Here is a 14,373-nt window from a genome sequence, read left to right as displayed (position 1 = left end):
TGGGGCATTCTCATGAAATTGAAGACGTTTGTTTCCGTCACGTCGGTGATGTCGCTTGTCGCATCGCTGGCGTGCGTTGCAACTCCGGCGCGCGCCGGTCAGGACGGCGATAATGGCGATCGCGGCGTCGGCGAGTCCCGCGGTCACGATCAGGACCAGGATCAGGACCATGACGGCGGTCACGGCCGCAAGCCGCGCGTGGTGATGATCTCGCTCGACGGTGCCAAGCCCGATTTCATCCAGAAATTCATCGAGGAAGGCGTGCTGCCGCGCGACGGCGGCCTCGCCAGGCTCAGCCGGCGCGGCGCAGTGGCGCAGCAGAACGTGACGGCATCACCGTCGCTCACGGCGGTCTCGCATATCGCGATCGCGACCGGTTCGACGGCGGTGCATAACGACATCCCCTCCAACACGTTCCAGCCGATCGTCGGGCCGATCTCCAGCAGCATCAGCGGCTTCGCGGCGCCGATCGGCGGCTACAACGAAAGCCCGCTCGGGCCGTCGACGCACCCGACGGCACAGCCCCTGTGGGTGCAGCTGCGCCAGCAGGGCAAGAAGGTCATCACCGCGACGTGGCCCGGCGGCGACGGCGCCGACATCTCGATCAACAAGACCGTGGTGCAGCCGGCTCAGCCGACACGCGTGACCGACTTCACGGTGCCGTTCGGCGCCTTCGGCGGTATCGGGGCCCAAGGCTTCTCGCTGTCGCGCAGCGACTTCACGACCGATCCGGGCATCGTCGCGGCGCTGCAGGCTGCGGGCCATTTCTCGTTCAGCCCGGTGCTGGTGACCTCGGCACCGATCGAGACATTCTCATGTTCCGCGGCCGCGACGGCGACCTGCACCAATGCCGCGACGCTTGACGTCAAGTATTCGATCCGCGTCGCCGCGATCGACACCACCAATGACCGCAAGGTGAACTACGACACGCTGGTGTTCTTCGACGCCAACCGCGGCATCACCGCAGGACCGTTCCATGCGCCGTCGACCGGGCCGGCCTACGTCAAGTTCGGCGGCGAGAACGCGCCGTTCTTCTTCGAAGGCAGCGGGGCGAAGGTCGGCGCCGCCTACTTCGTCTCGGCGCTGTCGCCGGACCTCTCGGTGGTGCGCTTGGCCCGCTACGGCGCCAACTACATCCCGCGCAACACGCCGGTGCTGGCCGATGTCGACGACATCAACGATAACATCGGGTTCTGGCGTCCGCAGGCCGACTTCCGCATTCCGGAGCGTCTGAGCCCGGGCTTCACCAGCTTCCCCGACGTCGAGATCGAAACGATGTACGAGGACATGGTGAAGACCTTCGTGCGCTACCAGGCAAATATCGGCGAGCGCGCGATCAAGACCCATCCGGACGCCGACCTCGTCATGGTCTATATCGAGCAGCCCGACGGCTCCGAGCACCAGTTCCTGCTGACCGATCCCCGCCAGGGCACCAACCCGACCGACCCGAATTCGATCGGCGCCAACCAGGATCCGGCCAAGGTCAAGCGCTACGCGTCCTACATCCGTTTCGCCTACCAGACCGCCGACAGGGCGGTGAAGCAGATTGCCGATGCGGCGGGCCATGACAGCAACGTCGTCGTGGTGTCGGATCACGGCTTCGCGCCGTTCCACACCTCGGTCAATCTCACCAACATCCTGCGCAACGCCGGCATCGACACCAGCAAGGTCGGGATCCGCACCTCGGGTCCTGCCGCCGACATCTACATCAACCTGCAAAACCGCGAGCTCGGCGGCACCGTCGATCTGGCGACCTACCGTAACCTGGTGGCGCAGATCACCGACGCGGTGAAGAACGCGGTCGATCCCAATGTGCGCTTCAACTACTCGCTCAAGGACCAGCGCATCTTCACCGTCGTCGAGACCCGGCCGCTGCAATGCGACGCCGGAACCGGACAGTGCATCAGCAAGACCGTCGGCCAGGACTATGGCGACGTGTTCGCGCTGATGGCGCCCGGCTACAATTTCGACGGCATCCAGAACCCCGGTGTCGCGCGCCAGGGCGATGCGCCGTTCAATTCGGCAACCACTGCGCTGTCGATGCCGAACTTCTACGGCGCCCACGGTCACGATCCCGAGCTTCCGGTCATGAGCGCGACGTTCATCGCCGCAGGGCCGCAGATCCGCAAGGACACCGTCGTGCGGCGCATGCGCAACATCGACGTGGCGCCGACCATCATGCGGCTCCTCGGCACCACACCGCACCAGGTCGATGGCGAGGTGCTGAGCGAGGTCCTGCGCTAGGAGCTCGGGCAAATGTCACGCGATGGACGCCAAGCCGGCGTCCATCGTTTTGCTCCATACCCGGCCTACGGCGAGCCCGCCGCCGTCCCCAGCAACTGCCGGAGCGGATTAAGCGGGCCGACGGGGATCAATTCGAAGCTCATCAGATGCGCCTGCCCCAGCGGCAATTTCTCCAGCATCTCGTGGGCCGCCGCGGTGTCAGTCATGTTCAGGATGAACACCACGCCGGGACGCCCCTGCAGCGAGAACCACTGGTCGATCTTGCTATCGAGGTAAAGCTTGACGGTCTCGCGGACCTCGGTCGGTAGGATCGCGCGCGCCGCGGCCGGGTCGACGCCCGGGTTCAGGGTCCCGATCGCAAGAATTCGCGTCGTCGGTACCGGCGGAGCTCCGGATTGGGCGCGAGCGACGTCCGCCGCCATCAAGCAGATGACCAGCGCGGCAAAGCCGCAAACGAGAGCGTTCTTCATGCTGTGCTCCTTGTCAATCGTTCGCAGAATGCGGTGCCGTCCGCACTGCTCCCTGTGCTTCGCAGGGAACGGCGGCGCCGGCACCATGCTAGTTCGAATTCGCTGCGGACGCGTGTGATTTACGCCCTTGAACGGTGTTGTGATCGTTTGAAGTGCGATTCCGCGAACACCCACGGCCCGACTGGGCGGTCGCGGGATCCGGCCGCGCACCGGCCAAACGCCCTAGCCTTGCGGCGCGGCGCCGCGCTACATTGGACCCGTCGCGCGCCAACGCGCGGGGGAGCCAATCAAGGTGCCGCAGAGCACAGCGAAGACGGGTGGCGTGACGGCTCCCGAGATCACGCCCACTTCGACCGCCGCGCCGGGCGTGCGCGGCTGGCGCGATTATGCGCTGCTGCTGGCGCTGGCCTGCTGCTGGAGCTCGACCTATCCGCTGACCAAGATCGGGCTCGGCTCGATCCCGCCAGTCACCTTCATCTCGGCGCGCTCGCTGGTGGCGGCCGCCTTCCTGCTCGTGGTGCTCCGGATCCGCGGCATCCGGATCCCGACCGACATCAAGGCGTGGAAGCTGTTCGCCTTCCAGCAGACCATCAACTCGACGATCCCGTTCCTGGTGATCACCTGGGCGCAGCTCTACGTGCCGGCGTCCAACACCGTGGTGCTGGCCTCGACGACGCCGATCTTCGCCTTCCTGATCACCTGGGCGATCACGCGGCACGAGCCCGCCTCGCCGCTCAAATTCGTCGGCGCGATCCTCGGCCTCGCCGGCACGATCGCGATCATCGGCCTCGACGCGCTCTCGGGCTTCGGCAAGGAGATTGTCGCCGAGATCGCGATCCTGCTCGCCACCGTCTCGTTCGCCTGCGCCACGATCTTCGGGCTTCGTCTCTCCGACTATGACCCCATGGTGGTAGCCGCCGGCTCGCTTTTGTTCGGCGGCACCGTGCTGCTGCCGGTCGCCCTGATCGTCGACCATCCCTGGACGCTGCACCCGACGCCGCAGGCGCTGGTCGCCACCGTCGTGATGGGCATCTTCTCCAGCGCGTTCGGCCTGATGCTGTTCTACATGTGCCTGACGCGGCTCGGCACGCTCACCACAAATGCGCAAGGCTATCTGCGGATTCCGATCGGCGTCGCGCTGTCGGTGATCCTGCTCGGGGAATCCGTGCCGTCGAACCTCGCGCTCGGTCTGTTGCTGGTGATGGCCGGCGTCGCCGCGATGACAATCCCGGGCGAAGCCGTGAAGCGGTGGCTGCGAAGCCGATAGCCGCAGTTCAGATCCAACGACGCATTGGTGCACAGCACTATCCACGTCATTGCGAGCGAAGCGAAGCAATCCATGCCTCAACTCGGGGAGAGATGGATTGCTTCGCTTCGCTCGCAATGACGGTCAATATGCCTTCACAGCCGCTACGCAGACAATTGCTTCTCGGCGATCGAGAGCCACTCGGCCTGCGCGTCGCGCAGGTATTTCGGTGCTCGCCGCATCTGGATCAACAGTTCGTTGAACACGATGCGCGCTTCGGCGGTGCGGCCGACCAGCTGCAACAACAAGCCATAGCGGACCCGCGCCTCGGCGCCCGGAAAATACTGCGACACCGCCTGATATTCCTCCAGCGCCTCGTCGAGCCGGCCCAACTCGGCGAGCGAGCGGGCGTAGAGCAGATGCCCCTCGGCGGACTCGAAATCCGGCCAGCGCTCGCGCAACGCATCGAGCGTCGCCAGCGCCTCGGACGGTTGCTTGCGGGCGAACTGCGCCTGCGCCTTGGCCAGTGCGTAGGCCGGATCGTCGCCCTGCGGCAGCCTCAAGACGTGATCGTAGTGGCTCTCCGCCTCCTCGAAGCGCCCGACGGTCTGGCACTCCGCGGCCAGCGCCGCCCGGTTGGCGATCGTGTCGGATGTCGCGAGCCGGTCAGACAGTTCGCGATACCGCTTCTCCGGATCGATACGGTTGGCGACGCGCTTGCGCGCCTGCGCGGCAGCCGGTCCGCCCCACCATTCCGGAACGAGCTCGACGACGATGTAGGCGAGCGCGCCGACCAGCGGCACCATCAGGATGATGAAGGCCCATGGCTGCAGGCGCCCGGTGCGCGAGGCGTGATAGATCAGCGTGATGTCGAGCAGCAGTACGACCAATGCAACGGGCATGCGAATTCCAGCGAACCAGACCAATCATCCAAATCGCTTCCGTCATAGCGTACCCGGCACGCTGCGACAATCCCAGGTTGCCACTCGAGCGGCGCTAGCGTGACGAGATGATGAAATGGAAGCGGCTATCCCTGCGTTGGTGTCTGCCGGAGCGGATCAGGTTCATGATCCGCGCGCATCGCGAAGCCGCTACTTCTTGTCGTCCGAGAGCAGCGCGCGGTATTTCGCGACGTCGCGGGTCACGAGTTGCTGCAGCACCTCGGGTGCGAGCTCATCGGAGTCGGGCGCAACGGTCGACAACTCGACGAAGCGCTTCTTGACCGCCTCGCTCGCGACCGCGGTGCGCGCGGCGGCGTTGAGCTTGGCGATGATCTCGCCCGGGGTGCCCTTCGGCGCGAACAGGCCGTTCCAGCCCTGCGCCTCGAACTCGGCCAGGCCAGCTTCAGTCGAGGTCGGCAGGTCCGGCAGCGACGCGAGCCGCACGGTCGAGCCGACCACGACCGCCTTCATCAATTTGTCGTCGATCGCCTGCGACACCGAGGCGGCGGCATCGCAGACGCCGTCGATCTGGCTGCCGATTGCGTCCGTCAGCGCGAGCGCCGCGCCGCGATAGCCGACGAGTTGCACGTCGATCCCCGCGGCATGCACGAAGCTCTTGCAGATCAGATAATTCGAGGAGCCGATGCCGGCATGGCCGAGATTGACCTTGCCCGGATTCTTCCTGGCGTAGTCGATGAATTCCTTGAGATCCTTGGCCGGGAAATCCTTGCGCAGCGCGACGATGCCGAAGGTTTTCGCGACCACGGCGATCGGCGCGAAGGAGTCGGGCGTGAACGACAGCTTCGGATAGATCGTGTAACTCGCCGCATTGGTGCCGGCGTTGCCGATCGCGATCGTATAGCCGTCCGGCTCGGCACGCGCGGCGCGGGTCAGCGCCGTCGAGCCGCCGGCGCCGCCGACATTCTCGATGATGATGGTCTGGCCGAGCGCGGCACTCATCTGGTCGGCGACCGCGCGGGCAATCACGTCGGAGGTGCCGCCGGCCGCGAACGGCACGATCATCGTGATCGGACGCTTCGGGAAGTCCTGAGCGTGTGCCGCCGTCGCAAGCAACAGCGCTGCGGCCGCCGCGAACCACCGTCCAAACATGATGGTTACGCGGCCTTTTCGAACTGCTGGACCAGGCCTGCGAACAGGCCGCGGCCGTCGGTGCAGCCCATGATCTCTTCGACGTGGTTTTCCGGGTGCGGCATCATGCCGAGCACGTTGCCGCGCTCGTTGACGATGCCGGCGATCGAATGCGCGGCGCCGTTGAAGTTGGAGGCCTCGTCGACCACGCCATCGGCAGAGCAGTAGCGATAGAGCACCCGCCCGTCGCCTTCGAGCCGCTTCAGCGTCTCCTCGTCCGCCTCGTAATTGCCCTCACCATGCGCGACCGGCACGCGGATCACCTGGCCGGCATTGTAGCCGCGGGTGAACGGCGTGTCGGAGCGTTCGATGCGCATATGCACGTCGCGGCAGACGAATTTCAGCCCGGCATTGCGCATCAGCACGCCCGGCAACAGCCCGGACTCGCAGAGGATCTGGAAACCGTTGCAGACGCCGAGCACCAGCCCGCCCGAGGCTGCGAAGGCGCGCACCGCGTCCATCACGGGCGCGCGGGCCGCGATCGCGCCGCAGCGCAGATAGTCGCCATAGGAGAAGCCGCCGGGCACCACCACGAGGTCGGTGCCTTTGGGCAGCGCAGTCTCGGCGTGCCAGACCATCGCGGTCTCATTGCCGGATGCAAGCTTGAGCGCGCGCGCCATGTCGCGCTCGCGATTGATGCCGGGGAAGACGAGGACGGCTGATTTCATTGCATCACCTGGTTTTGGGTGCCAGCACGAGCTTAACTGCGGCGGCAAACTTCGCGTAATTGTCGTTGCTGGCCTTTTCGTCATGCGCCGAGCTGATCAGGCTGGCGGAGCCTTGTCCGGCAAGCAGCAAGCCGCTGACCTGATACTCGCTTGCGCCGTTGGCTGTCACGGTCAGGCGCCGTGCCTTGAACATGCGCGGCCCCGCGGTGCCCTTGTCGCCATCAACGCCGAGCAGCGTAATGCGCTGCCCCGGCGTCCGCTGCTCAAGCGCCTTGATGATCTGCTCCTGCCCCTCACGGAACTGGTCGAGAGTCATCTGTTTTCCGCCGGTATAATACCGGTAGCTCACCTTGGAGCCTGCGCCGCAGGACGATTGCGCGCAGCGGAACATATGCACATCGGAGCCGCGGCGCTCGTAGCTCCATCCGCTGACCGTGAATGGCGGCGGTTGCGTCGTCGCGGCAGGCGCTGCCGGCGCCGGTTGAGCCGAAGCCCCGCCGATTCCAGCTGCCGTGAGCAAGCCAACCAGGAGCGCCCGGACGAAGATTCGGTCACTGTGAGCAGCGGCGGGAGCGGCGGATGTCATTTGGCTCGCTCCGCTAGCTCAGAACCTCGACCCGATAGTTCTCGATCACGGTATTGGCCAGCAGCTTGTCGGCCGCGGCCTTGAGCGCCGCCTCCGCCTTGGCCTTGTCGGTCGCGGCGAGCTCGATGTCGAACACCTTGCCCTGGCGAACACTGGCGACGCCGTCGACGCCGAGCGATTTCAGCGCGCCCTCGATCGCCTTGCCTTGCGGATCGAGGATGCCCGACTTCAATGTCACAGTTACACGTGCCTTCACGGTCGCCCCTTAAGCTTAGCTCTTCACCAGCACCGGGCCGCTGCCGGCCGGCCGCTCGTTTTCGATCAGGATGCCGAGCCGCTTCGCGACCTCGGTGTAGGCCTCGAGCAAGCCACCCAGATCCCGGCGGAAACGGTCCTTGTCGAGCTTCTCGTTCGACTTGATGTCCCACAACCGGCAGGAGTCTGGCGAGATCTCGTCGGCGACGATGATCCGCATCATCTCGTTCTCGAACAGCCGCCCACACTCCATCTTGAAGTCGACGAGGCGGATACCGATGCCGAGGAAGAGGCCGGTCAGGAAGTCGTTGACGCGGATGGCCAGCGCCATGATGTCGTCGATCTCCTGCGGCGTGGCCCAGCCGAAGGCGGTGATGTGCTCTTCCGACACCATCGGGTCGTTGAGCTGGTCGTTCTTGTAATAGAACTCGATGATCGAGCGCGGCAGCTGGGTGCCCTCCTCGATCCCGAGCCGCTGCGACAGCGAGCCGGCGGCGACGTTCCGCACCACCACCTCGAGCGGCACGATCTCGACCTCGCGAATCAGCTGCTCGCGCATGTTGAGGCGGCGGATGAAGTGGGTCGGCACCCCGATGTCGTTGAGGTGCTGAAACAGGTACTCCGAAATCCGGTTGTTGAGGACGCCCTTGCCCTCGATCACCTGGTGTTTCTTGGCGTTGAACGCGGTCGCGTCGTCCTTGAAGTGCTGGATCAGGGTTCCCGGCTCGGGGCCTTCGTAAAGCACCTTGGCCTTGCCTTCATAAATACGGCGTCGACGGCTCATTGGGATGTACCGTGTTTTGTTGAAATCCATGGATTTGGGTGCTCCGGATGACTTGGGGTTACGACCCACGACGGAGCTGCCGCGGAGGCCTGGAACCTGGGCAATCCAACTGGAAACAGAACAAGAACCATGCCTGTTGGCAACCTATCCGATTGGCCCTTCCAGCACAATCGATAGTGCCCCCTTCACGGCACTTATACCGCCCTATCAAAAAGGCCCGATTCCGCCTGTTTGCCTGCGGCTTAACGGCTCGTTGTCTTGCCGATTCCTCCCAACTATCTAGGCAGGCATCGGGGCTGCCGCAACGAGCAACGGCCCGCCATTCAGCAGGGAAATGGAACTTCGGCATGAACGAATTCAACAAGCGCGAGGAAGGTTTCGAGAAGAAGTTCGCCCTCGACGAGGAGCTGAAGTTCAAGGCCGAAGCGCGCCGGAACAAGCTGCTCGGCCTGTGGGCCGCCGAGAAGCTCGGGATCACGGGCGACGCGGCCGGCGCCTATGCCAAGGACGTGGTGGCCGCCGACTTCGAGGAGGCCGGCGACAATGACGTGCTGCACAAGGTCCTGAAGGACCTCACCGCCAAGGGCCAGGGCCTCACCGAGCGCGACGTCCGCGCCAAGATGGACGAATTGCTGGCCGTAGCCGCGGCCCAGGTCAAAGCTGGAACTTGAAAGCTGGGACGTAAGTCCCCGCGACAGCGATTCCCGACACCTATTTCAACGTGATCTGCATGCTCATCGAGCCGTTCACGTTGAAACCTTCCTGCTGCTGACCGTACTGCCGGGCGACGTTGATATTGACGTTGATCGATTCGCTGCATCGGCGCCCCGGCGCCTTCATCATCCCGAATCCGTGGGATGCCGGCACGGCGAAGCTGCTCGCGGCGATGGGTTTCGAGGGGCTCGCGACCACTAGCCTCGGCCTCGCCAACACGCTCGGCAGCGCAACCGTCAGCCTCGATACCATCATCGAGAACTGCCGGACGATCGCCGATGCCACCGACCTTCCCGTCAATGCCGATCTGGAGAATTGCGGCGCGGATGATCCGAGGACCGCGGCAAAGGCGATCACCCGCGCCGCCGAAGCCGGCGTCGTCGGCGTCTCGATCGAGGACTCGACCGGCAATCCGCAACGCCCGATCTACGACTTCTCGCTCGCGGTCGAGCGGGTTCAGGCCGCCGTCGAAGCCGCGCGAGCGCTGCCATTCCCATTCACGCTGACCGCCCGCGCCGAGAACTTCCTGCACGGCCGCAAGGATCTCGACGACACCATCAAGCGGCTGCAGGCGTTCGAGGCCGCCGGCGCCGACGTGCTGTATTCGCCTGGTCTGTATGACATCGGCACCATCAAGACCGTGGTCGCGGCCGTGAAGCGGCCGTTCAATCTCGTGATGGGCTTTGCCGATCCGACCCTGACGGTCGAGCAGTTGTCCGCCGCCGGCGTCAAGCGCATCAGCGTCGGCGGCGCGATGGAGCGTCACGCGCTGGCTGCGTTCCTGCGCTGTGCCCGCGAGATGAAGGATCAGGGATCGTTCAGTTTCGTGCGCGACATGGCGCCGGTGAAGGAGATAAGGGATATGTTTGCAACTGGTCAGGCATGACCTAACCGCCGGCGGTCATCGCAGGGGCGCTGGCGACGAGCCGTTGGCCAACGCGAAACGGGCCGGCGCCGCCCCCGGATCGCCTGAGGCGGCGGCTGCAAGGATCTGGTATGGTAGCGCCAACACCGCAAGTCCGGCCAAGGCGCTGCCAGACCTGACGATTCATCACAGGTCACGACTTGCAGGCAGCCTCGGGCAATGCCAAGAGAGCGGGATCATGTCCCAGGATCACATTTCCAACGTTCTCGCTGAACGTTACGCTTCACCCGCCATGCGCGCCATCTGGAGTGGCGAGGGCAAGGTTCGCCTCGAACGCGACTACTGGATCGCCGTGCTGAAGGGCCAGCGCGATCTCGGGATTCCGGTTCCGGACGGCGTGATCGAAAGCTACGAGCGCGTCAAGGACCAGATCAACCTGGCCTCCATCATGCAGCGCGAGCGCGTCACCCGCCACGACGTCAAGGCGCGCATCGAGGAGTTCTGCGATCTGGCTGGCCATGAGCACCTGCACAAGGGCATGACCAGCCGCGACCTCACGGAGAACGTGGAGCAGTTGCAAGTCTACCGCGCCTTGCAGCTGGTCGAGACCAAGAGCATCGCCGCGCTGATTCGGTTTGCGAAGCGCGCGCAGCAATTGCGCGACATCCCGTTCACCGCACGCACCCACAACGTGGCCGCGCAAGTCACGACGCTCGGCAAGCGCATCGCCATGTCAGGCGAGGAAATGCTGCTGGCGCATCAGAGCCTGGTCAATGTGCTGCAGACCTACCCCGCTCGCGGCCTGAAGGGCGCAGTGGGCACGCGTCTCGACCAGATCACCCTGTTCAATGGCGATGCAGGCAAGGCGCGCGCGCTCGAGGAGCGCATCCTCGTTCACCTCGGCTTGCCGAAGGCGCTCGATGCCGTCGGCCAGGTCTATCCGCGCAGTCTCGACTTCCGCGCGGTCAGCGTGCTCACCGAGCTTGCCAGCGGTCCCGGCAACTTCGCCAAGACCATCCGCCTGATGGCGGGCCATGAACTCGCCAGCGAAGGCTTTGCCAAGGGCCAGGTCGGTTCCTCGGCCATGCCGCACAAGATGAACAGCCGCTCCTGCGAGCGCATCAATGGCCTGCATGTGATCCTGAAGGGCTATCTCGCCATGGCCTCCGGGCTCGCCGGCGATCAGTGGAACGAGGGTGACGTCTCCTGCTCGGTGGTCCGCCGCGTGATGCTGCCCGATGCCTTCCTCGCCACCGACGGCCTGCTCGAGACCTTGCTCACCGTGCTCGATCAGATGGAGGTTTTCGAAGCCGTCGTCGCGACCGAGCTCAACCGCTATCTGCCCTTCCTGCTGACCACCACGGTCATGATGGAAGCGGTCAAGAAGGGCGCCGGCCGCGAAGGCGCCCACGAGGCGATCAAGGAGCACGCCGTCGCCGCCATCGGCGACCTGCGCACCGGCAAGATCGTGCAGAACGATCTGCTGCAGCGTCTCGCCGCCGACCAACGGCTTGGCCTCAGCGAAGCCGAATTGCAGCTTGTGCTCGCGCAAGGTCGCGCCAACTCCGGCGACGCCGGCGCCCAGGTCGATTACTTCGCCCAGCAAGTCGACGCGCTGGCCCGGGCCAAGCCCGAAGCGGCGAGCTACGCGCCGGGCACGATCCTGTGATGTCATTCGACATTGGCGAGTAACGATTCCATTCGCTACTCGCCATTCGCGCTATCGTCTCACTCTTCCTTGAAGCCGTATTCCGGCACGTTGCCGCTGGCGCCGTAATATTTGTACGGCAGGAACTTGCCGCTCATGGTGATCTTGACACGGTCGCCCTTCGGATTGGCGACGCGCTCCATCGCCATGTCGAAGTCGATCGCCGACATGATGCCGTCGCCGAATTCCTCCTCGATCAGCGCCTTCCACGCCGGGCCGTTCACCATCACCATCTCGTAGAAGCGATAGATCAGCGGATCGGTCGGCGGCATCGGCGTGCCGGTGCCGCGCATCGGCACCTCGTTGAGCATCGCGGTCTCGGCCTTCGACAACCCGAACAGCTCGCCGGCATTGGCCGCCTGCGGTTTTGTCAGCTTCATCTGGCCGAGGATCGCGCCCACGATCAGGACCTCGGAATAGCCGCCGATCTTCTCGCAGATGTGCTTCCAGCTCCAGCCCTTCTCGCGCTTGATGTCGAGCAGCTTTTCGGTCAGGTCTTCGCGTTTCATGAGGCTTCCTCCTTGGGCATCGGGGCGCAGTGCCGACGCCGGCATTGATCGGCGTCCGGCCGCATTTTACGCCGCCGGACGCCCGCAAACATGCAGATTCTATGCCGCCTTGCCCGTGACGACGGCAGCGGTCGGCAGCCCCTCGTCGATCGGCAGCGCCGGGTCGCGCGACCATTCGTTCCAGGAGCCGAAGTACATCCGCACGTCCTTCACGCCGGCGTTCTTCAGCGCCAGGAAGGTGTTCGAGGCGCGCGCGCCCTTGAAGCAGTAGAGATAGACCGGCGTGGTCTGCGAGATGCCGACGGTGGCACATTCCGCCAGGATCTCGTCTTTCGACTTGAAGCGCGGACCTTCGGCGGTCGGCTTCATCATGCGGTACCATTCCAGCCAGACGGCACCGGGGATGCGGCCCTTGCGTGGGCAGAAATCCTTGCCGTAGGGCGAGGAGCTATCGCCGATCCACTCGTCGACATCGCGCACATCGAGGATCGCGACGCCGGGCTTGCCGACCGCGGCCAGCATGGCCTTGGCGTCGATCATGATCTCGCCGGCCTCGGGCACGATCGCAAAGGAGGCCTTCGGCGGCACCGCAACGTCGGTGGTAACGGGCAGATCGGCGGCCTTCCAGGCATCGAAGCCGCCATGCAGCACCTTCACCTTGGGATAGCCGAGCATCGTCAGCAGGTAGTAGCCGCGGCAGGACTGGCCGAAGCCGGAATTCATCGACTGCTCGTAGATCACGGCAGTCTCCTTGCCGGAGAGACCGGCGGCGCCGAAGGCATCGGCGAACTTGGTCTTCAGCTCGTGGATTCCCTCCGGCGTCGAGGTCGCAAGAAACGTGAAGACGTCATGCACATTGACGGCACCGGGCAAATGGCCGGCCGCATAGGCATCCGGATTCCGCGTGTCGATGATGACACACGGTTCTTTCTTGACGAGCTCGGCTAGTTCGCCGGCGGTGATCAGAACGTCCGTCATGGCTCTCTCCTGTTTGTGGTTGCAGTTGTGGTGGTCCCGAACCTGTTTGAGCATGATCTCCGCGCAAACGCGTTCCGCGTTTGTCGCGAGGGAAAACCGGTTTCCACTTTTCCGGATCATGCTTCAGCCATCCGCCAGCATCTTGCGCAGCTGCTTGGTGGCGGGCGTGACGATGGCGACGAAATAGGCTTCGCGCAGCCTGCGCTGTGCTCGATGGCTCATCAGATAGCCGCGCGCGCCGCAATGGAGCATCGCCGCATGCGCCACCGCGACGCTGGCATCGCCGATCCGCAAGCGCAGCGCGACGACGCGGCGCCAGTAGCTGTCGTCGGCGTTGTAGGGATCGCTTGCCAGCGTCATCGCCTCCTTCTCGAACTCGGCATAGAGCTCGCGGAATTGCACCGGCTGCTGCGGCAGATAGCGGTTGACGTGACCGAGCGGCGCATGGACCTCGTCCATGATGTTGATGCAATCCCTCATCAGGCCGAGCCCCATGCCGGTCTGCAGCAGGATGAATCCGGCGCGGATCCTCTTGACGAACGGCGCGGCCGGCTCGGCCAGGATCAGTTCGTCAGGCACGAACACGTCGCGGAACTGGACGCCGTAGGTGCCGGTGCCGTCCATCGCCAGGAACGGCTTGCACGGCGTCAGCGTGATCGCGGGGTCGGAGCAATCGGCGAGGAACATGACCGTGCTGCCCGGCTCGCCGTTGGTGCCTTCGTCCTCGCGCTCGAAGATCGTGCCGAAGTAGTGGTCGGGCCCGAGATTGGACACCCAGGGCAGCGCGCCGCGCACGATGTAGCCGCCATCGACCTTGCGGCCCTTCAGCTTCAGCCGCTCGATGCCGAAGAAGCTCTTCATCGGGTTGGAGAGCCCGGTGCCGCCGAGCGCGCGCCCGCTGGAGAAGCAGTTGCCGAAGCGCGCGGCGAGCTTCATGTTGGTGGAATTGGCGACGTACCAGACCAGCGTGTTCTGGCACCACGCCATGAAAGCGGTGGCGCCGCAGACCTCGCCGAGCGCGGCCATCGACTGGATCGCCCAGCGCAGGTCGGCGGGCCCCTCCTGCGGCACGTGGCTGCTCCACGCGCCGGTCTTGCCGAGCCGGCGCAGGAATTCGCCGGGATAGACCGAGCCGGCATCGATCGCGGATGCGAGCGGCGCCAGCTCCTGACGGGCGAGGCGCGCAACCTCGTCCGTGATGGTCGGTGCGGGATCTTGAGCTGCGACCCGCGATAAAGCCATTGAACCCATGGTTG

The 14,373-nt window shown here is 64.9% G+C and carries 15 protein-coding genes; 5 read left to right on the top strand and 10 right to left on the bottom strand.

Annotated features, from left to right (window positions below; genetic code table 11):
- The first annotated feature begins 12 nt into the window (after positions 1 to 12).
- Positions 13 to 2,244, top strand: a complete 2,232-nt coding sequence (locus ACE10Z_RS18040) for an alkaline phosphatase family protein (RefSeq protein WP_375789115.1) — start codon at positions 13 to 15, stop codon at positions 2,242 to 2,244.
- Between the two features lie 65 nt (positions 2,245 to 2,309).
- Here the strand turns inward: ACE10Z_RS18040 and ACE10Z_RS18035 are convergent, their stop codons facing one another.
- The gene (locus ACE10Z_RS18035; protein ID WP_375789114.1) at positions 2,310 to 2,714 is read right to left on the bottom strand and encodes a hypothetical protein; all 405 of its coding nucleotides are present in this window, start codon (positions 2,712 to 2,714) and stop codon (positions 2,310 to 2,312) included.
- 292 nt (positions 2,715 to 3,006) lie between these two features.
- Between ACE10Z_RS18035 and ACE10Z_RS18030 the strand changes: the two genes are divergently transcribed.
- Positions 3,007 to 3,981, top strand: a complete 975-nt coding sequence (locus tag ACE10Z_RS18030; protein ID WP_375789113.1) for a DMT family transporter — start codon at positions 3,007 to 3,009, stop codon at positions 3,979 to 3,981.
- Positions 3,982 to 4,124: 143 nt separating this feature from the next.
- On the opposite strand, the gene ACE10Z_RS18025 is transcribed toward ACE10Z_RS18030, so the two are convergent.
- The 6 genes from ACE10Z_RS18025 to purC all read right to left on the bottom strand — a co-directional run bounded on the left by ACE10Z_RS18025 (position 4,125) and on the right by purC (position 8,343).
- Positions 4,125 to 4,862, bottom strand: a complete 738-nt coding sequence (locus tag ACE10Z_RS18025; protein WP_375789112.1) for a tetratricopeptide repeat protein — start codon at positions 4,860 to 4,862, stop codon at positions 4,125 to 4,127.
- Positions 4,863 to 5,051: 189 nt separating this feature from the next.
- Positions 5,052 to 6,011, bottom strand: coding sequence for a tripartite tricarboxylate transporter substrate-binding protein (locus ACE10Z_RS18020; RefSeq protein ID WP_375789111.1), 960 nt, complete (start codon positions 6,009 to 6,011; stop codon positions 5,052 to 5,054).
- A 5-nt stretch (positions 6,012 to 6,016) separates the two neighbouring features.
- The gene (gene purQ, locus ACE10Z_RS18015; protein WP_375789110.1) at positions 6,017 to 6,718 is read right to left on the bottom strand and encodes a phosphoribosylformylglycinamidine synthase subunit PurQ; all 702 of its coding nucleotides are present in this window, start codon (positions 6,716 to 6,718) and stop codon (positions 6,017 to 6,019) included.
- Between the two features lie 4 nt (positions 6,719 to 6,722).
- Positions 6,723 to 7,109, bottom strand: a complete 387-nt coding sequence (locus ACE10Z_RS18010) for a hypothetical protein (protein ID WP_375789109.1) — start codon at positions 7,107 to 7,109, stop codon at positions 6,723 to 6,725.
- 208 nt (positions 7,110 to 7,317) lie between these two features.
- A complete protein-coding gene (gene purS, locus ACE10Z_RS18005) occupies positions 7,318 to 7,560 on the bottom strand; it encodes a phosphoribosylformylglycinamidine synthase subunit PurS (RefSeq protein ID WP_029083848.1) in 243 nt (80 codons plus the stop codon).
- Positions 7,561 to 7,575: 15 nt separating this feature from the next.
- Complete coding sequence (purC, locus tag ACE10Z_RS18000; RefSeq protein ID WP_016843454.1) at positions 7,576 to 8,343, bottom strand: phosphoribosylaminoimidazolesuccinocarboxamide synthase; 768 nt, start codon at positions 8,341 to 8,343, stop codon at positions 7,576 to 7,578.
- Positions 8,344 to 8,690: 347 nt separating this feature from the next.
- Between purC and ACE10Z_RS17995 the strand changes: the two genes are divergently transcribed.
- From ACE10Z_RS17995 to purB, 3 genes are all read left to right on the top strand, one after another.
- A complete protein-coding gene (locus ACE10Z_RS17995; RefSeq protein WP_375789108.1) occupies positions 8,691 to 9,014 on the top strand; it encodes a DUF1476 domain-containing protein in 324 nt (107 codons plus the stop codon).
- Positions 9,015 to 9,139: 125 nt separating this feature from the next.
- Complete coding sequence (locus ACE10Z_RS17990; protein ID WP_375789107.1) at positions 9,140 to 9,943, top strand: oxaloacetate decarboxylase; 804 nt, start codon at positions 9,140 to 9,142, stop codon at positions 9,941 to 9,943.
- Between the two features lie 214 nt (positions 9,944 to 10,157).
- Positions 10,158 to 11,591 carry an adenylosuccinate lyase gene (purB, locus tag ACE10Z_RS17985; RefSeq protein ID WP_375789863.1) on the top strand — a complete coding sequence of 478 codons (1,434 nt, stop codon included), beginning with the start codon at positions 10,158 to 10,160 and terminating at the stop codon, positions 11,589 to 11,591.
- A gap of 59 nt (positions 11,592 to 11,650) precedes the next feature.
- Here the strand turns inward: purB and cynS are convergent, their stop codons facing one another.
- The 3 genes from cynS to ACE10Z_RS17970 all read right to left on the bottom strand — a co-directional run bounded on the left by cynS (position 11,651) and on the right by ACE10Z_RS17970 (position 14,368).
- A complete protein-coding gene (gene cynS, locus ACE10Z_RS17980; RefSeq protein WP_106951845.1) occupies positions 11,651 to 12,139 on the bottom strand; it encodes a cyanase in 489 nt (162 codons plus the stop codon).
- A gap of 99 nt (positions 12,140 to 12,238) precedes the next feature.
- Complete coding sequence (locus ACE10Z_RS17975) at positions 12,239 to 13,117, bottom strand: sulfurtransferase (protein WP_375789106.1); 879 nt, start codon at positions 13,115 to 13,117, stop codon at positions 12,239 to 12,241.
- Between the two features lie 123 nt (positions 13,118 to 13,240).
- Positions 13,241 to 14,368: an acyl-CoA dehydrogenase family protein gene (locus tag ACE10Z_RS17970; protein WP_375789105.1), complete on the bottom strand. Its 1,128-nt coding sequence runs from the start codon at positions 14,366 to 14,368 to the stop codon at positions 13,241 to 13,243.
- Positions 14,369 to 14,373 lie beyond the last annotated feature (5 nt).

It is taken from the genome of Bradyrhizobium sp. Pha-3 (assembly GCF_042258615.1).
Lineage (GTDB): Bacteria > Pseudomonadota > Alphaproteobacteria > Rhizobiales > Xanthobacteraceae > Bradyrhizobium.
Note: the sequence above shows the minus strand (reverse complement) of the source record. Positions and strands in the feature narration are given on the sequence as shown.